Here is a 16,766-nt window from a genome sequence, read left to right as displayed (position 1 = left end):
TCTCCGGTCTTGGATACAAGGTAGGGTGCAAAAAATGTGCCTGCGTGTTCAGCCGATGAGGCTCACGTGCGCGGCGGCCACGCGCCAGCCATCGGCGGTGCGCAGCCAGGTCTGGCTCTGGCGGCCGGTCTGGCCGCTGCCTTCGCGGCGGAACTCGGCATTGGCGGTCGCAAGGTCGCGGCCGTAGGTGGTGATGACGGTGCGCAGCAGCTCGCGCGGCGGGCTCTGCACCGGCAGCGATGCGCGAAAGGCGCTGATGGCCGCATGACCGTAGTGGTTCTCGGCGTAGCCGTAGCGCAGCGTGTGCGGGCTGTTCCAGAACAGCTCGTCGAGCACATCACGGCGGTTGGTGAGCAGTGCTTCTTCATACCGCGCGAACACTTCGGTCACTTCGGCAAGCACTTCGGGGATATTGATTTCCAGGGTCATCTGCGAACCTCGCGTTGAAAGATGTCGAGGCTGAGCTTCTTCATTGCGACAAAGCTCTCGGTGCTCAGCGTCTCGACCGTGCGCGGCCGTGCATCGCCGTACCGCAGGATCTCGGCCACCTTGGTGGGCCGCTTTGTCAAGAGCAGCACCTCGTCGGCCAGGTACACGGCCTCTTCGAGGTCGTGCGATACCAGCAGCATGGTGGTGCCGGTCTGAATGAACACCTCCTGCAGCTTCTCGCGGATGAAGAGCGTCATCTCGAAGTCGAGCGCGGAAAACGGCTCGTCGAGAAACAGCACCTCAGGGTTGGGCGCGAGCGCCCGCATGATCGACGCGGTCTGCTGCTGGCCGCCGGAGAGTTCGTACGGAAAGCGCTTCAGGTCGAACTTGACGTCGAACGACGCCACCAGCTCTTCCATGCGCCGGTCGACCTCGGCCTTGCTGCGCCCTTCGAGCTTCAGCGGATAGGCGATGTTGTCGATGGTGCGCATCCACGGGAACATCGCCTCGCGGTAGTTCTGGAACACGTAGCCGATCTTGGTGTCCTTGCGCTGCTTGCCGTCGAACAGGATTTCGCCCGCATCGATGGGAATGAGCCCGGCGATCATGTTGATGAGCGTGGACTTGCCGCAGCCGTTCGGGCCGAACACCGAGACAATCTTGTGCTTGGGTATGTCGAGGTCGAAGTTCTCGTACAGGGGCCAGCCCGCAAAGTACTTGGTCAGGCCGCGAATGGTGATGTGCGTGCCGGCCGGGCCCGGCTTGAACACGGGCTTTGGCACGTCGGCATACACCGGGCCGTTGACGACGATGTCGGGTGTCACTTTCATCGACCGCTCCAGTGCACGATGCGGCGCTCGGCCACAAGAAAAAGAATGTTGAGCGCATAGCCCAGCGCACCGGCGGCAAGAATGGCCGCATACATGCTCTTCACGTTGAGCACCTGCTGCGCATCGATGATGCGGTGGCCAAGGCCGGTGTCGGAGCCGATGAACATCTCGGCCACGATGACGATCACCAAGGCCATCGACACCGCTGAGCGCAGGCCCACGAAGCTGGGCTGCAGGCTTTCCCACACCAGCACGTCCTTGAAGATCTGCCAGCGCGAGGCGCCCATGACGCGTGCCGCCATCACGCGCTGCTTGCGCGCATTGATGACGCCGTAGGCGCTGTTGAACACGACGATCAGCAGCGCGCCGAAAGCTGCGATGGCCACCTTGTTGACGTCGGACACGCCGAAGATCAGCAGGAACAACGGAATCAGCGCGGACGAAGGTGTGGAGCGGAAGAAGTCGATCAGGAATTCGACGCTGCGGTAAGCCTTCTCGTTGCTGCCGAGCAGCACGCCCAGCGGCACGCCGACCACCGCCGCAATCAGAAAGGCCTGCAGCGTGCGCCACACGGTCATCGCAAAGTCGGTGAGCAGCGGCCCGCCCGCGAGCCCGGTGATCAGCGCCGCAACGGTGTCCGCGGGCGTGGGCAGCAGGATCGGCTTGATGAAACCGAGCCGCACCGCCAGGTCCCACACGATGAACAGCACCACGGGTCCGATGAAGGGCAGCAGCCGGTCGCGCAGTGGCGGCTTGGGCAGGGCCGCTGCCGTGGCGCCGGTGGCCGGCGGCGTCCACGGCGCGGCCGTGGTCGTGCTTGCTTCGGCCATGGTCATGCCTTGTAGAGCAGGCCGTCCACCAGCACCTTCTTCTCGAAGATGCCTTTTTCGGTGAACAGGTCGTAGAACTTCTGGAAGTACGCCACGTCGCTGGGCTTGAACTCGTTGTAGAGCATGTAGGAGGCGAGCGGCACTTCGGCCGTGAGCTTGCCCTCGATGGCGGTGTAGCCCTTCATGTGCTGGCGGGCATCGTCGGGCTTGGTGCGCACCAGCTCGACGCCGCGCGCATAGGCGGCGATGTACTTCCTGGCCACTTCGGGGTTCTTCTTGATGAACTCGCTGGTGAGGCTGGCGGCGCCGCCATGCCACGGCGCCATCGGATCACCCAGGATGTACTTGGCGACCACGCCGGCCTCGATGACGCGCGTGGTGCCGTTCATGCGGCCGACGGTGCCGGTCGGCTCCAGCGTGTAGCAGGCGTCGACCTGCCCCGCGACGAGCGCGGCCACGTGCTGGCCGATGGGAAGCTCGCTCACCGTGGCACCCTTGGCGCCAGCGCGTTCGAGCATGGTCTTGCACAGGGTCACGTTCTGGATGCCGGGGCCGGACGCGATCTTCTTGCCGGCGAGCTCGGCCATGGTCTTGATCGGGCTGTCCTTGGCGACGATGAATTCGTCGAGCACGAACTTGGCGTTGCTCGGGTTGGTGCAGAAGATCTTGAAGAGCCCCGGCTGCGCGATCTCACCGATGGCGAGATTGGCCGAGCCCGTGCCGTTGGAGCTGCCGTCGCAGCGGCCCGCCAGCATGCCTTCCATGACCTGCTGCGCACCCGCGAACTTGAGCGGCTCCACGTCGAGGCCCGCTTCCTTGAAATAGCCGCGGTCCACCGCGGCAAAGAAGGGCAGGCCCGCGGCCACGGGCCAGAAGCCGATGCGGATCTTCGGTGCGGCTTGCGCGCGCACGATGGCGGGTGCGGCAAGTACGGCCAGCCCCGCTGCACCGGCCTGCAGCACATGGCGGCGGGACGCGGCGGCGGGCAATTTTTCAGGGATGCTCATGAAGACTCCTCGATCGGTCAGGTTGGAATGGCTTGGGAAGAAACGGTGCGGCTCGCGATGTAGGCACGCCAGCCGCCGTGGTGGCTCACGTCTTCGGCGTCGGCCAGCGCGTGGCCTTCGCAGATGAAGCCGTGCACCCAACTGCCGTCGGCAAGCTCCACGCTGCCGAGCCCCAGCGGAGGCGGGATCAGGGCCAGGAAGCTGCCGACCTGCGCAACCGGAACCGACCACACTTCGAGCGCGATGGCGCTGCCGCCGCCTGCGCTGCGCTGCAGCCCCGGCTTGGGCGGCACGGTGCCCGGCAATGCATGAAGCCGGTAGCGCGGCGCGGTGGTCGTGGCACGCAGCAGCGTGGCGCCGCGCTCGGTGAGCTGGCTGTTCAGCGGCATGCCCGAAAGGTGCGCGCCGACGACGGCGATGGGCATGGTCTGCGCTTGCGAAACGCCCAAGCCCGGAATGGCGCGCGCCTCGGGCAGCGGCAAGCCGGTGGCGCCCTGCGGCAGCCCTGTGGCGTGGTGGTAGCGCTGGCCCAGGTCGGCCAGCGCAAGGTCGCTGCCGCACGGCCCGATCAGCGTGACGCCGAACGGCAGGCCATCGGCGCGCAACGAACTCGGCACCGAGATGGCGGCGTAGTCCAGCAGGTTGACGAAGTTGGTGTACGCGCCAAGGTTGCGGTTGAGCACGACCGGGTCGGCGCGCATCTGGTCGCGCGTGTAGTGCGTGGGCGCGGTCGGCACCAGCAGCACGTCGATGCCGCGCCACATGGGTTCGGCCTGTTGTGCGAGTGCGCGCAGTCTTGTCTGCGCCTCGAACACATCGGCGGCGCTGTAGCCGCGGCCGCTCTCGAGAATGCCGCGCACCGGTTCGATCACCTGGGAGCCGTGCGCATCGAAGAACTCGCGCACGGCGGCATAGCGCTCGGCCACCAATGCGCTTTCATAGAGCAGCGCGGCGGCCTCGGCGAGCGGGGCGAAGGGAATCGTCACAGGCATGCCGCCAAGCGCGACGAGCCGCGCCTGTGCGTCGCGGAAGGCCTTTTCGGCTTCTGCATCGCCGAAGAAGCTCAGCGTGTCGGGTACGCCGAAACGGAAAGCCGGCGGAAACGGGTCGCTGCGCAGTGCAAGTTCCCGCGAATAAGGGTCGCGCGCGTCGGGCCCGGTGGCCGCCAGAAGCACATCGACGGCCAGCGCCACGGTGCGCGCAAAGATCGACACGCAGTCCGCGCTCTGCGCCGCGGGCACCACGCCGAAGGCACTCAGCAGGCCGCGCGAGGGCTTGATGCCGACGATGTTGTTGAGCCCGGCGGGCACGCGGCCCGAGCCGGCCGTGTCGGTGCCGAGCGCGAAATCGACCTCGCCCGCGGCCACCACATAGGCCGAGCCCGAGCTGGAGCCGCCCGAGACGTAACGCGCGTCGAAGGCATTGGGCACTTCGCCATAAGGAGAGCGCGTGCCGTTCAGGCCGCAGGCGAACTGGTCGAGATTGGTCTTGCCGAGCAGCGATGCACCGGCATCGAGCAGCTTCTGCACCACGGCCGCGTGCGCGGTGGGCTTGCGGTCGAAGGCCGGACAGGCGGCCGTGGTGGGCACGCCGGCCACGTCGATGTTGTCCTTGACTGCGAAGCGCAGGCCGGCGAGCGGGCTGTTACCTGGGGCCGCGCCGGGTACGGGCCGAGGGAAGCGCGCGATCCACGCCGCTGCGGCCGATCCGTTTTCTTCATGCACCATTTCAAAGCATCCAAACTTGTGTACAAGATGAGATGCAAGCAATGTGCCAGAGCGATCGGAAGTCGCTCTTCAGCAGATTTTGTTCAGGGGTTTTGCCCCTCTCCCAGAGGGAGAGGGAGTAATACACGCCAGCCGCCCTTTGCCAGGGACAGGGCGATACCTCAGCTGCGCTTGGCTTCCCTGTAAAGCTTTTCCACCTTCGGCAGGTTGGCTTCGAGCTTCTGGATCCGGTCCGGCCCGCTCGGGTGGGTCGACAGAAAACTCAGCCCACCCTGGTTTTTCGACGCCGTGGCCATCTTCTTCCAGAGCGACACCGAGGCCTGCGGGTCGTAGCCGGCGCGCGCCGCCAGCTCCAGGCCGACGAGGTCGGCCTCGGTCTCATCGCTGCGGCTGAACTTGAGGGTGATCAACTGCGTGCCGGCGCGGGCCGCCAGGTCGCCCATCTGGCCCAGGCCCAGCAGCTGCGCACCGATGGAAAGCGCAGCGCCGGTGCCGGCGCTCTTGGCCAGGCGGGCACGCGCATGCTCGCGCAGCGCATGGGCCATTTCGTGGCCCATCACCATTGCCACCTCGTCGTCATTGAGCTTGAGTTGCTCGAGGATGCCGGTGAAGAAGGCGATCTTGCCGCCGGGCATGCAGAAGGCGTTGATCTGCTTGCTGCCGATGAGGTTGACCTCCCATTTCCAATCGCGCGCCCGTGTGTTCCAGGGCGTGGCGAACGGAATCAGGCGGTTGGCAATGGTGCGCAGCCTTTGCAGCTGGGCGTTGCCGTCGCCCGCCAGCGCCCCCTTGGTGCGCGCCTGCGCGAGCAGCTGCCCATATTGCTGGACGCCGGCGGCCTCGATCCGGTCCGCCGGCACCAGGTTGCGCGCCACGGAGGCGTTGCCCACGTTGACCTGCGCCAACGCCGGCCCGCCAAACGCCGCACCCGCCGCGGCCAGCAGGAAGGCCCGCCGCGGCTGCCAGGCCGAGGAGCGGGAGACTGAAGAAGCCGTGGAAGGAAGAAGGAGCTCGCATCGTGTGCACATGCGCGGATCATAGGAACAATTGCCGACAAAAAGACGGCTCGGCGCATGCCGCGCCCTCATGGACAATCCGGGGTTCATGTCTGCCCAGCCCGCCGAAACCTCCTCCGCCTCTTCCCTGCCCTGGCGCGACGCGCTGAAGGTCTATCTCGAGCCTGCCACCCTGCGCATGCTGGCGCTCGGCTTTTCGGCCGGCCTGCCGCTGCTGCTGGTGCTGGGCACGCTGAGCTTCCGGCTGCGCGAGGCCGGCATCGACCGCACCACCATCGGCTACCTGAGCTGGGTGGGCCTGGCCTACGGCTTCAAATGGGTCTGGGCGCCGCTGGTCGACCGGCTGCCGCTGCCGCCCCTGACCACGCTGCTCGGCCGCCGGCGCGGCTGGCTGCTGCTGGCGCAGGGGCTGGTGATCGCGGGGCTGGTCGGCATGGCACTGAACGATCCGCGCCAGGGGCTCCAGCCGCTGATCTGGTGTGCGCTGCTGGTGGCCTTCGGCTCGGCCACGCAAGACATCGCGCTCGACGCCTTCCGCATCGAATCGGCCGAAACCCGCAAGCAGGCCGCGCTCGCGGCCGCCTATCAAACGGGCTACCGCCTTGCAATGATCTGGGCCGGCGCCGGCGTGCTGTGGGTCGCGGCCTGGGCCGAAGTCGCACCGGTGGCCGGCGTCACGGGTGCTGGGGCGTACCAGAACGGCGCCTGGAAAACGGCCTACCTGGTCATGGCCGCCTCGATGGCGGTCGGCGTGCTCACGGTGCTGCTCTCGCCCGAGCCCGCGCGGCGCGTGCTGCCCAAGGCCAAGAACGCGGCCGAGTGGCTGCAGGGCGTGCTGATCGAGCCCTTTGCCGACTTCATTCGCCGCTACAAGTGGCAAGCCGCGCTGATCCTCGCGCTGATTGCCATCTACCGCATCAGCGACGTGGTGATGGGCATCATGGCCAATCCGTTCTACGTGGACATGGGCTTTACCAAGGACGAAGTAGCCACGGTCAGCAAGATCTACGGCGTGGTCATGACGCTGGCCGGCGCCTTTGTCGGCGGCGTGCTGTCGATGCGCCTGGGCGTGATGCGCGTGCTGATGCTGGGCGCGGTGCTCAGCGCCGCGAGCAACCTGCTCTTTGCCTGGCTGGCCTCGCGCGGACACGACCTTACGGCGCTGATCGCGGTGGTGTCGGCCGACAACCTGGCTGGCGGCATCGCCTCGGCGGCGTTCATTGCCTATCTCTCCAGCCTGACGAACATCAGCTACTCCGCCACGCAATACGCCCTGTTCAGCTCGTTGATGCTGCTGCTGCCGAAGTTCATTGCCGGCTACTCGGGTGTTTTTGTCGATGCCTACGGCTACGCCCCGTTCTTTACCGCCACCGCCCTGCTGGGGGTGCCGGTGCTGCTGCTGGTGGCCTTGGCTGCCCGAATCACCACGACCATAGCCCCTGCCGAGCGTCAATAGAGCACGGGCCCTATAGGAAAACAGCTGACGCTGGGGGCCCCGCACAACTGTTAGGCTTTCACTTTCCGGTTACCTTTCGCATCGCTTTCAAAGCGATTACCTTCGCCCGAAACCCACAAGCAACGTGCCGCCCCGCATTTCTCCCCTTCAGATCAGCGCCTTCACGGCCACTTCGGCCGTCGGTGTCGGCAAGGAGCCGCTCGCCGAGGCGCTTGCGCATTCGCGCAGCGGCTTGCGCGCCAACGATTTCGGCGATGCGCCGCTGCCCACCTGGATCGGCCGGGTCGACGGGCTCGAAGACATTCGCCTGCCCGAAGACCTCGCCCCCTGGGACTGCCGCAACAACCGGCTCGCCTGGCTGGGCCTGCATGCCGACGGGTTTCCCGAAGCCGTGGCAGCCGCGCGGGCCAAGTACGGGCCTTCGCGCATCGCGCTGATCCTGGGCACCTCCACATCCAGCATCGGCGAAACCGAACTGGCCTACACCCAGCTCGACGCCGACGGGCTCTTTCCCGTGAACCAGCGACGCCCGGCGGTGCACACGCCGCACTCGCTGGCCATGTTCGTGCAGCAGGTGCTCGGACTCACCGGCCCCAGCGAGACGATTTCCACCGCCTGTTCGTCGAGCGCCAAGGTGTTCGCCTCGGCCGAGCGGCTGATCCGCCTCGGGCTGGCCGATGCCGCCGTGGTGGGCGGCGTCGACACGCTGTGCGGCAGCGTGCTGTTCGGCTTCAACTCGCTCGAACTGGTGTCGAGCGAGCCGTGCCGGCCTTTCGACGCCGGCCGCAAGGGCATCAGCCTGGGCGAGGCGGCCGGCTTTGCGCTGGTGGAGCGCGTGCAGGACGACGCAGCCGCGCCGCTGCGCCTCCTCGGCTACGGTGAAGCCAGCGATGCGCACCACATGTCGACGCCGCACCCCGAAGGCCTGGGCGCCGAACGCGCGCTTGACGAGGCGCTGGCGCGCGCGGGCCTGGCACCCGACGCCATCGACTACATCAACATGCACGGCACGGCGAGCCAGAAGAACGACGAAGTCGAAGGCGCGCTGGTGGCGCGCCGCTTTCCGGCCACCACGCATGCCAGTTCGACCAAGGGCTTCATGGGCCACACGCTGGGCGCGGCGGGCATCGTCGAATCGGTGATCAGCCTGCTGGCCATCGAACGCGGGCTGATGCCCGGCACCGTGAACACGAACGAACTCGACACGGGCTTCGGGCCGCAGATCAAGCTGGAGCCCGCGCACGGCGAGGTTCGCTACGCGCTGACCAACTCCTTCGGTTTCGGCGGCAACAACTGCTCGCTGGTGTTCGGCAAGGCTGTTCAATGACAGCCGCGAACCAGGCTCCGAAGCCGCCCACCCTCTACATCGAAGGCCCCGCCTTCTGGACGCCCACGCTGCCAGGCTGGGAGGCCGCCCGCGCTGCCTTCCGCGGCGAAGGCACGCTCACCGACCCGCCCGCCAAGCGCCCGTCGCCGCAGGTGCTGGCCCCCGCCGAACGCCGCCGCGCGCCCGACACCGTGGCCCTCGCGCTCGAGGTGGCCGCCGCCTCGATGGCGGGCGCGGGCCGCAATGCAGCCGACGTGCCCTGCGTGTTCGTCTCGGCGCACGGCGATCTTTCGATCAACGACTACATGTGCAGCACGCTCGCCACCGACTCCACGGTGCTATCGCCCACGCGCTTTCACAACTCGGTGCACAACGCGGCCGTGGGCTACTGGACCATCGGCACCGGCTGCATGGCGGCCAGCAACTCGGTGTCGGCCTACGAGAACAGCTTCGCCGCCGGCCTGCTCGAAGCGGCGGTGCAGTGCGCGGCCGACCACTCGCCGGTGCTGCTGGTGGGCTACGACACGCCCACCGTGGGCGCGCTGACGTCGGTGACCGACAGCCAGGGCCTGCTGGCCGTGGCGCTGGTGATTGCGCCCGAGCGCACCGAGCGCACCGTGGCATCTTTCGACTGGTCGACGGAGATCGGCGACGGCAGCGCGCCGGCGCCGATTTCCGACGCCGCCAAGACACTGGTGCACATCAACCCGATGGCGCATGCGCTCGGCCTGTTCGAATCGCTGGCGCGCGTGGCGGATGACGACCCGCCCGGGCCGCTGGACCTGCCGCTTTCTTCCACCCTGGCGCTGCGGCTGCAACTGCAGCGGGTCCGGGACTGAAGTTCCATGACCGGCACTGCGCATACATGTGACGCAGTGATCATGGGCGGCGGGCTCGCGGGCCTCACGCTGGCGCTGCAGCTCAAGCAGCGCTTCGACAACATCGACGTGCTGGTGCTGGAGCGCCGCAAGCACCCGGTGCCGCACGCGGCCCACAAGGTGGGCGAATCGTCGGTGGAAATCGGCGCGCACTACTTCGACACGGTGCTCGGCCTCAAGCCGCACATGGACAGCGCGCAATTGCGCAAGTTCGGCTTTCGCTTTTTCTTCAGCGAGGGCCGACGCGACATCGACCAGGTCACCGAGATCGGCGCGAGCCGCTACCTGGCGGTGCCCAGCTACCAGATCGACCGCGGCATCTTCGAGAACTATCTTGCCCAGGAGGCCGTTCGGCGCGGCGTGCGCTTCGACGATGCCTCGCTGGTGCGCCGCGTCGAACTGGCCTCGGATGCCAAGGCGCCGCATCGCATCGAATGGACGCGCGGCGACCAGACGCGCAGCGCCGAGGCGCGCTGGATCATCGATGCCTGCGGGCGGGCCGGGCTGCTCAAGCGCAAGCTGGGGTTGGCCGAGCCCAACGCGCATGACGTCAACGCGGTGTGGTTTCGCATCGGCGAGCGCATTGCCATCGACGACTGGAGCGACAACGCCGACTGGCAGGCGCGCTGCGATCCCCGCGCGCGCTGGCTTTCGACCAATCACCTGTGCGGCGCCGGGTACTGGGCCTGGCTGATTCCGCTGGCCTCGGGCTCGCACTCGGTGGGCATCGTGGCGGACCCCAAGCTGCATCCGCTGGACACCATCGACACCTTCGAGAAGGCGATGCAATGGTTTGCCACCTACCAGCCGCGGCTGTATGAAGCGCTCGACGGCAAGCGGCACCTGCTGCAGGACTTCGCCTTTCTCAAGCACTTCTCGCACGGCTGCAAGCAGGTGTTCTCGGGCCAGCGGTGGGCGCTGACGGGTGAGGCGGGGTTGTTTCTCGACCCGTTCTATTCGCCGGGCAGCGACTTCATCGCGATGAGCAACACCTACATCACCGACCTGGTGGCGCACGACCGCGCGGGCCGTTCGGTGGAGGCGCGCGCGCAGCTGTACGACCAGATCTACCACTCGTTCTACGAGAGCACGCTGGCGCTCTACCAGGACCAGTACCCGCTGTTCGGCGACCCCGAGGTGCTGCCGGTGAAGGTGATCTGGGACTACGCCTACTACTGGGGCGTGCTGTCGCAGATCTTCTTCCAGCAGCGGCTCACCGACCTGATGCTGCTCGGCAGCCTGAAGGAAGAACTGCAGCATTGCCAGCGCCTGAACCTGGCGGTCCAGCAGCTGCTGCGCGCATGGTCTGCGGCAAGCGCCAGGCGCAACGCCCCGGTGCTGCTCGACCAGGCCGCAATGCCGTGGTTCGCCGAACTCAACCGGAGCCTGAAGGACCCGCGGCTGGACGATGCCGGGTTCAAGGCGCGCATCCGGGCCTCCACGGCGCAGCTGCGGCAGCTCGCACGCGAAATTCTCGAGCGGGCGCGGGCCGACAATACGGACCTGGGCGATTGCCCCCTGCCCTCTCTCCTCGAAGAAAACATGTCGTCGCCGCCCGCACGCGCGGAAAGCGGCGCTATGCTTTTCGCAGCGCTTCCGGTTGACCATCGGGAGCCGCGTTTACCCAACTTTACGGAGCGTTCAAGCCCCGTTGCCCCCCGTGCACGACCATGAAGCGCATGAGCACCCCCCAACTCCTGATGATCGAAGACGACGCCCGCCTGGCGCAGATGGTGGGCGAATACCTGACGCAGTCGGGTTTTCTCTTCACCCATGCCGGCGATGGCGCCAGCGGCCTCGAGCAGCTGCAGCAGCACGCGCCCGACCTGGTGATCCTCGACCTGATGCTGCCCGACACCGACGGCCTTGAAATCTGCCGCCGCATCCGCTCGCTGCCCGCTCCGGCTTCGAAGGTGTCGGTGCTCATGCTCACCGCCAAGGGCGACCCCATGGACCGCATCATCGGCCTGGAGATCGGCGCCGACGACTACCTGCCCAAGCCTTTCGAGCCACGCGAGCTGCTGGCGCGCATCCGCGCGGTGCTGCGCCGCCGCAGCGAGAACAACGCCGACACCGAAGCCAGCACGGTGATGCGCTTCGGCACGCTCGAGATCGATCGCAACGCGCGCACCGTGTCCGTGGGCGGCGCGGTGGCCGACCTCACCTCCTACCAGTTCGACCTGCTGGTGGCCATGGCCGAGCGCGCGGGCCGCGTGCTTACGCGCGACCAGATCATGGAAGCCGTGCGCGGCCGAGAGCTCGAAGCCTTCGACCGCTCGATCGACGTGCACATGGGCCGCATCCGCGCGGCCATCGAGGTCGACGCCAAGAACCCGAAGCGCATTCTTACCGTGCGCGGCGTGGGCTACGTATTCGCCAAGCAGCAGGACTGACCGGCCGATGCTGCGCAGCCTGTACTCCCGGCACCTCTACGTCCGCATCTGGCTCGCGGTGGTGGGCGGCGTCGTCATCCTCACGCTCATGGCCAACTGGATCGTGCGCGAAGCCGCGGAGGCCGAGCGCGAGCGCCTCGCCCCGGTGCCGCGCAACGTGGTGGTGCTCGATGCGCAAGACCGCACCATCGGCAGCGGCAAGGCCCTGCGCGTGCCGGGCCAGGGGCTGGAGTTCGATGTGACGCTGAGCGACGGCAAGGCCATCACGCTGCGCGTGGCGCCGCGCGACCGGCCCACCGGCACCGGCGGGTTCGCGCCCTGGCGCACGCCTTTCGGCTTGGGCTGGATGATTGCGCTCGTGGGCATTGCCGTGGCGCTGGGCGTGTACCCCATCGTGCGGCGCCTTACGCAACGGCTGGAGACGCTGCAGCGCGGTGTGCAGCGCTGGGGCGAAGGCGACCTTTCGGTGCGCGTGATCGAAGAAGGGCAGGACGAAGTGGCTGATCTCTCCAAACGTTTCAACGCATCGGCCGAACGCATCGAAAAACTGGTGCGCTCGCACAAATCGCTGCTGGCCAATGCATCGCACGAGCTGCGCTCGCCGCTCACCCGCATCCGCATGGGGCTGGAACTGATGGGCGACCGCCCGAGCCCCGCGGCGCGCGACGAAATCTCGCGCAACATCGGCGAGCTCGACCAGCTCATCGACGAGATCCTGCTGGCCAGCCGGCTCGATGCGAGCGAGGCCGACATGGGCACCATCGAGGCGGTCGACCTGACCGGGCTCGCGGCCGAGGAGTGCTCGCAGGTGAATGCCGAACTCGACCTGGTCGAAGGCACCGACAACGCCAGGCTTACCGTGCCCGGCGTGTCGCGCCTGCTGCGCCGGGCGATCCGCAACCTGCTCGAAAACGCCCGCCGCTATGGCAACGGCGACATCAGGGTGGAGCTCGGCAGCGCCAACGGCTTTGCGACGGTGCGCGTTACCGACCGCGGCCCCGGCGTGCCGCCAGCCCTGCGCGAACGCATCTTCGAGCCCTTTTACCGGCTGCCCGGCGCCAGCGAGCGCAACGGCGGCGTCGGCCTGGGGCTGGCGCTGGTGAAGTCGATTGCCGAGCGGCATGGCGGCAGCGTGCGCTGCGAAGAGGGTCCCGAAGGCGGCGCGAGCTTCGTGATCCGCCTGCCGGCGGGCGCACCCGCGCATTGAATCCGCCTCCCGGCGGCGGGCCGGGGCCAGTCAGGTCGGGGCCACCCGGCCCCACCTAAAATCCCGCCCCTATGCAGAGATCGCACATCGTCAGGCCCGCGGCCGCGTTCTGGGGGCTGGTGGTGTTCCTGCCCGTCGGCGTCACCTACCTTTCGGCCTTGCTGCTGCTCGCCACCATGCTGGTGGCCGGCAGCTACCGCGAGCGCTATGAGCGGCTGCGCGCCAACCCGCTGTGGTGGCCGCTGGTGGCGTACCTGGGGTGGACTTTCGTCGTGCTGGCCATCGGGCCGCACTACCCCGAGACCGGCTCCAACCTGTTCCACGGCCTGCGCATCGGTATCACGATATTGATGGCGATGGCGCTCACGCGCGAAGAAGCGATCTGGGCGCTGCGCGGCTTCCTGCTGATCGCGGCGCTGAACATCGTGCTGATCGTCGCGTTCTACGCCACGGGCTTTCCGATCTGGTCGCCGCTGCGCGCGGTGGTCATGGAGGTGGGCAACAAGTCGATCAGCAACGCGCTGCTGTTCAGCGTGGTGGCGTCCACGGCCGCGGTCTGGGGCATTGCGCAGATCGCCGCGCACAAGCCGCTGCGCGCCGTTCCCGCCTTTGTGCTGGTGCTCGGCCTGGGCCTGGTGGTGGCGCTGCCGCTCACCTCCCGCACCTCGGTGCTCGCGCTGATGCTGGTGATTCCGGTGGTGTGCATCCACCAATGGCGCAGCCACCTGAAGATGCTGGTGAGCTCGCTGGTGCTGGGCGCCGTGGTGCTGGCCGCCGCGCTCTACCAGTTGCCGCAGCTGCAGCACAAGGTCGAGACCGGCATCGAGGAAATCGAAAAGGCGCAGGCCGGCGCGGTCTTCAAGGGCAGCTGGGTCATCCGCTACTACATGTACCGCGACACCGGCCTCATGATTGCCGACCGGCCGCTCACCGGATGGGGCATCGGCGGCTGGACCAGCCAGTGGCACAAGCGCGGACCGGCGATGTTTGCGGATTCAAACATGCCGCACAACGACTTCCTGTGGGTCGGCGCGCAGGGCGGCCTGCCGGCCTTGCTGAGCCTGCTGGTGATCATGGTCGGCGCTGTCTGGCAGGCATGGAAACGGCCCGACATTGCGGGCCGCTACGCGTTGGCGGCCACGCTGATTGCGCTGATCGCGTCCAGCGTGAACTCCGCCGTGCGCGACGCGCAGATCGGCCTGGCGCTGCTGTGGATTGCAATGGTGTACCTGCGGCTTGCGCAGGAACCCCGAAGCGTCCAGCCCTGGAACGACTTGTTGCCGGGAAGCCGCATGGCAGCGGTGCCCGAGGCTCCCGCTTCCAGCTAGATCGCTATCGGATAGCTACCCGGTAGCGGCTGGCTCCGCTCAGTGCCGCGACGACACCGTCTCGCCCGCCTTCAGGCGGTAGACGGTGCCGCAGTACGGGCACTTGGCCTCGCCGGTGCGCGCCACGTCGAGGTACACCTTGGGATGGGTGTTCCAGAGCTTCATGTCGGCCTTGGGGCTGGGGCAGAACACGCCGCCCTGGTGGTTGAGCTCCTTGGCCAGGAGTTCGACGACTGCGTTGGTAGACATGTTTCTCAGACCTTCGTGAGCCAGTGGGCGTACTTGGGGTTCTTGCCGTTCACGATGTCGAAGAAAGCCGTCTGGATCTTCTCGGTGATCGGGCCGCGCGAGCCGCCGTCGCCGCGGTTGCCGATTTCCACGCGGTCGAGTTCGCGGATGGGCGTCACTTCGGCCGCGGTGCCGGTGAAGAAGGCTTCGTCGGCAATGTAGACCTCGTCGCGCGTGATGCGCTTTTGCACCAGCTCGAGCCCCAGGTCCTTGCACACATGCAGGATCGTGTTGCGGGTGATGCCGTTCAGCGCGCCGGCCGACAGGTCGGGCGTGTAGACCACGCCGCCCTTCACCACGAAGATGTTCTCGCCCGCGCCTTCGGAGACGAAGCCGTTCGCGTCGAGCAGCAGCGCCTCGTCGTAGCCGTCGTCCAGCGCTTCCATGTTGGCGAGGATGGAGTTGGTGTAGTTGCTCACCGTCTTGGCCTGCGTCATCGTGATGTTGACGTGGTGGCGGGTGTAGCTGGAGGTCTTCACGCGAATGCCGCGCTTCATGCCCTCTTCGCCCAGGTAGGCGCCCCAGGACCAGGCCGCCACCATGGCGTGCACCTTGTTGCCCTTGGGACTCACGCCGAGCTTTTCGGAGCCGATCCAGATCAGCGGGCGCAGGTAGCAGCTTTCGAGCTTGTTCTCGCGCACGACCTGCTTCTGGGCCTCATTGAGCTGCTCTTGCGAGAAGGGGATCTTCATGCGCAGGATCTTGGCGCTGTTGAAAAGCCGCTCGGTGTGCTCGGCCAGGCGGAAGATGGCCGTGCCTTCTGCCGTCTTGTAGGCGCGCACGCCCTCGAAGGCGCCGCAGCCGTAGTGCAGCGTGTGGCTCAGCACGTGGATCTTGGCGTCGCGCCAGTCCACGAGTTCGCCGTCCATCCAGATCTTGCCGTCACGGTCGTCCAGCGAGGGGGGGATCGAGCTCATTTCCTGATTCCTTTGGGGGCAGCTGTGTGGGGAGCGACCCGGGAGTCGCAAAAGCTTTCGATTTTACGGCGCCCGGCGGAACGGGGTGCCCGACAATGGCGGGTTGTCCAAACCAGTGGAAAAAGGGTTTCCGTGTCCGTATTCAAGAACGTCATCGTCTATCGCATCGAACCTGCCTGGTCCCAAACACTGACCGAGATCGAAGAAGGCCTCGGCAAGCAGCGCTTCGAACCCTGCGGCCCTTCGCAGGAAAAATCTGCCGGCTGGGTGGAGCCCCGCGGCGAAGCCAACGGCCCGCTGGTCGAATCCATCGGCGGCCAGTGGCTGGTCGAGTACATGATCGAGAGCAAGCAGGTGCCCGGCTCCGTGGTGCGCCGCAAGCTCGACGAGCGCTGCGCGCAGATCGAAGCCACCACCGGCCGCAAGCCCGGCAAGAAGGAAAAGAAAGAGCTCAAGGAAGACATCACCCTCGAGCTGCTGCCCATGGCCTTCACGCGCAGCGCGCGCGTGGCCGTGTGGATCGACCAGGCCGAGCGCCGCCTCGTGATCAACAGCGCCAATGCCGCCCGCGCCGACGAAGTGGTGACCAGCCTCGTGAAGTCGCTCGACGGCTTTGCCGTGGCCCTCATCAACACGCAGATCGAGCCCGCCGCCGCCATGGCCAACTGGCTGCTCACGCAGGAGCCGCCGGCCGGCTTCACCATCGACCGCGAGTGCGAGCTCAAGGCTTCGGACGATTCCAAGGCCGTGGTGCGCTACGCCAAGCATCCGCTCGACATCGAGGAAGTGCAAAAGCACATCACCGACGGCAAGCGCCCCACGCGCCTGGCGCTCACCTGGGACGACCGCGTGTCCTTCGAGCTGACGCACGGCATGCTGATCCGCAAGATCGTGTTCCTCGAAGGCACGGGCGACGGTGCCTCGGGCGGCAAGAAGGAAGACAACTTCGATGCCGACGTGGCCATTGCCACCGGCGAGCTCGGCCAACTGGTGCCGGCGCTGCTCGACGCGCTGGGCGGCGAAGCGGCCTTCAGCGGCGCGCCGACCGATGCAGCCCCCAAGGCTGCTGCGGAGGCGCCCACGACCACCACCCCGGCGGATGCCGAGGTCGAGGAAGACGCGCCCTTCTGACC

General features: G+C 67.2%; 16 protein-coding genes. 8 read left to right on the top strand and 8 right to left on the bottom strand.

The window, feature by feature from the left end:
- Positions 1–48: 48 nt before the first annotated feature.
- The 6 genes from hpxZ to M0765_RS10060 form a co-directional block, all read right to left on the bottom strand.
- A complete protein-coding gene (hpxZ, locus tag M0765_RS10085; protein ID WP_258503470.1) occupies positions 49–429 on the bottom strand; it encodes an oxalurate catabolism protein HpxZ in 381 nt (126 codons plus the stop codon).
- On the bottom strand, positions 426–1,259 hold the full coding sequence (locus M0765_RS10080; protein WP_258503469.1) for an ABC transporter ATP-binding protein: 834 nt from the start codon (positions 1,257–1,259) through the stop codon (positions 426–428). The genes hpxZ and M0765_RS10080 overlap by 4 nt, the downstream gene beginning before the upstream one ends.
- A complete protein-coding gene (locus M0765_RS10075; RefSeq protein WP_258503468.1) occupies positions 1,256–2,089 on the bottom strand; it encodes an ABC transporter permease in 834 nt (277 codons plus the stop codon). Before M0765_RS10075 ends, M0765_RS10080 begins: the two co-directional genes overlap by 4 nt.
- A 2-nt stretch (positions 2,090–2,091) precedes the next feature.
- Positions 2,092–3,096: an ABC transporter substrate-binding protein gene (locus M0765_RS10070; protein WP_258503466.1), complete on the bottom strand. Its 1,005-nt coding sequence runs from the start codon at positions 3,094–3,096 to the stop codon at positions 2,092–2,094.
- Positions 3,097–3,113: 17 nt separating this feature from the next.
- Complete coding sequence (gene atzF / locus M0765_RS10065; protein WP_258503465.1) at positions 3,114–4,823, bottom strand: allophanate hydrolase; 1,710 nt, start codon at positions 4,821–4,823, stop codon at positions 3,114–3,116.
- A gap of 161 nt (positions 4,824–4,984) precedes the next feature.
- Positions 4,985–5,851 (bottom strand): M48 family metallopeptidase, encoded by an 867-nt coding sequence (locus tag M0765_RS10060; RefSeq protein ID WP_258503464.1) that lies wholly within the window; start codon positions 5,849–5,851, stop codon positions 4,985–4,987.
- A 58-nt stretch (positions 5,852–5,909) separates the two neighbouring features.
- Between M0765_RS10060 and M0765_RS10055 the strand changes: the two genes are divergently transcribed.
- From M0765_RS10055 to M0765_RS10025, 7 genes are all read left to right on the top strand, one after another.
- Complete coding sequence (locus M0765_RS10055) at positions 5,910–7,295, top strand: AmpG family muropeptide MFS transporter (protein ID WP_443303809.1); 1,386 nt, start codon at positions 5,910–5,912, stop codon at positions 7,293–7,295.
- Positions 7,296–7,419: 124 nt separating this feature from the next.
- Positions 7,420–8,622: a beta-ketoacyl-[acyl-carrier-protein] synthase family protein gene (locus tag M0765_RS10050; RefSeq protein WP_258503462.1), complete on the top strand. Its 1,203-nt coding sequence runs from the start codon at positions 7,420–7,422 to the stop codon at positions 8,620–8,622.
- A complete protein-coding gene (locus M0765_RS10045) occupies positions 8,619–9,461 on the top strand; it encodes a beta-ketoacyl synthase chain length factor (protein WP_258503461.1) in 843 nt (280 codons plus the stop codon). The genes M0765_RS10050 and M0765_RS10045 overlap by 4 nt, the downstream gene beginning before the upstream one ends.
- 6 nt (positions 9,462–9,467) lie before the next feature.
- Entirely contained in the window at positions 9,468–11,174 is a 1,707-nt protein-coding gene (locus M0765_RS10040; RefSeq protein ID WP_258503460.1) for an NAD(P)/FAD-dependent oxidoreductase, read from the top strand.
- Positions 11,171–11,893: a response regulator transcription factor gene (locus M0765_RS10035; protein ID WP_258503459.1), complete on the top strand. Its 723-nt coding sequence runs from the start codon at positions 11,171–11,173 to the stop codon at positions 11,891–11,893. Before M0765_RS10040 ends, M0765_RS10035 begins: the two co-directional genes overlap by 4 nt.
- A 7-nt stretch (positions 11,894–11,900) precedes the next feature.
- Positions 11,901–13,100: an ATP-binding protein gene (locus tag M0765_RS10030; protein WP_126747862.1), complete on the top strand. Its 1,200-nt coding sequence runs from the start codon at positions 11,901–11,903 to the stop codon at positions 13,098–13,100.
- 71 nt (positions 13,101–13,171) lie between these two features.
- Positions 13,172–14,428, top strand: a complete 1,257-nt coding sequence (locus M0765_RS10025) for an O-antigen ligase family protein (RefSeq protein WP_258503458.1) — start codon at positions 13,172–13,174, stop codon at positions 14,426–14,428.
- Between the two features lie 39 nt (positions 14,429–14,467).
- On the opposite strand, the gene M0765_RS10020 is transcribed toward M0765_RS10025, so the two are convergent.
- Both M0765_RS10020 and M0765_RS10015 read right to left on the bottom strand, forming a co-directional pair.
- Positions 14,468–14,677 carry a zinc-finger domain-containing protein gene (locus M0765_RS10020; protein ID WP_126747864.1) on the bottom strand — a complete coding sequence of 70 codons (210 nt, stop codon included), beginning with the start codon at positions 14,675–14,677 and terminating at the stop codon, positions 14,468–14,470.
- A gap of 5 nt (positions 14,678–14,682) precedes the next feature.
- The gene (locus tag M0765_RS10015; protein ID WP_258503455.1) at positions 14,683–15,633 is read right to left on the bottom strand and encodes a branched-chain amino acid transaminase; all 951 of its coding nucleotides are present in this window, start codon (positions 15,631–15,633) and stop codon (positions 14,683–14,685) included.
- A 132-nt stretch (positions 15,634–15,765) separates the two neighbouring features.
- Between M0765_RS10015 and M0765_RS10010 the strand changes: the two genes are divergently transcribed.
- On the top strand, positions 15,766–16,764 hold the full coding sequence (locus M0765_RS10010; protein WP_258503453.1) for a recombination-associated protein RdgC: 999 nt from the start codon (positions 15,766–15,768) through the stop codon (positions 16,762–16,764).
- Positions 16,765–16,766 lie beyond the last annotated feature (2 nt).

Source organism: Variovorax sp. S12S4, assembly GCF_023195515.1.
Taxonomy (GTDB): Bacteria; Pseudomonadota; Gammaproteobacteria; order Burkholderiales; family Burkholderiaceae_C; genus Variovorax.
The sequence above is the reverse complement of the archived record's forward strand: the minus strand, read 5'-3'. Positions and strand labels throughout refer to the sequence as shown.

What these genes read in the sequence shown, in the direction of transcription:
- atzF (WP_258503465.1), bottom strand. Translation starts at nt 4,823, where the DNA reads ATGGTGCATGAAGAAAACGGATCGGCCGCAGCGGCGTGGATCGCGCGC.
- M0765_RS10040 (WP_258503460.1), top strand. Translation starts at nt 9,468, where the DNA reads ATGACCGGCACTGCGCATACATGTGACGCAGTGATCATGGGCGGCGGG.
- M0765_RS10060 (WP_258503464.1), bottom strand. Translation starts at nt 5,851, where the DNA reads ATGTGCACACGATGCGAGCTCCTTCTTCCTTCCACGGCTTCTTCAGTC.
- M0765_RS10055 (WP_443303809.1), top strand. Translation starts at nt 5,910, where the DNA reads ATGGACAATCCGGGGTTCATGTCTGCCCAGCCCGCCGAAACCTCCTCC.
- M0765_RS10020 (WP_126747864.1), bottom strand. Translation starts at nt 14,677, where the DNA reads ATGTCTACCAACGCAGTCGTCGAACTCCTGGCCAAGGAGCTCAACCAC.
- M0765_RS10080 (WP_258503469.1), bottom strand. Translation starts at nt 1,259, where the DNA reads ATGAAAGTGACACCCGACATCGTCGTCAACGGCCCGGTGTATGCCGAC.
- hpxZ (WP_258503470.1), bottom strand. Translation starts at nt 429, where the DNA reads ATGACCCTGGAAATCAATATCCCCGAAGTGCTTGCCGAAGTGACCGAA.
- M0765_RS10025 (WP_258503458.1), top strand. Translation starts at nt 13,172, where the DNA reads ATGCAGAGATCGCACATCGTCAGGCCCGCGGCCGCGTTCTGGGGGCTG.
- M0765_RS10035 (WP_258503459.1), top strand. Translation starts at nt 11,171, where the DNA reads ATGAAGCGCATGAGCACCCCCCAACTCCTGATGATCGAAGACGACGCC.
- M0765_RS10045 (WP_258503461.1), top strand. Translation starts at nt 8,619, where the DNA reads ATGACAGCCGCGAACCAGGCTCCGAAGCCGCCCACCCTCTACATCGAA.
- M0765_RS10030 (WP_126747862.1), top strand. Translation starts at nt 11,901, where the DNA reads ATGCTGCGCAGCCTGTACTCCCGGCACCTCTACGTCCGCATCTGGCTC.
- M0765_RS10075 (WP_258503468.1), bottom strand. Translation starts at nt 2,089, where the DNA reads ATGGCCGAAGCAAGCACGACCACGGCCGCGCCGTGGACGCCGCCGGCC.
- M0765_RS10070 (WP_258503466.1), bottom strand. Translation starts at nt 3,096, where the DNA reads ATGAGCATCCCTGAAAAATTGCCCGCCGCCGCGTCCCGCCGCCATGTG.
- M0765_RS10015 (WP_258503455.1), bottom strand. Translation starts at nt 15,633, where the DNA reads ATGAGCTCGATCCCCCCCTCGCTGGACGACCGTGACGGCAAGATCTGG.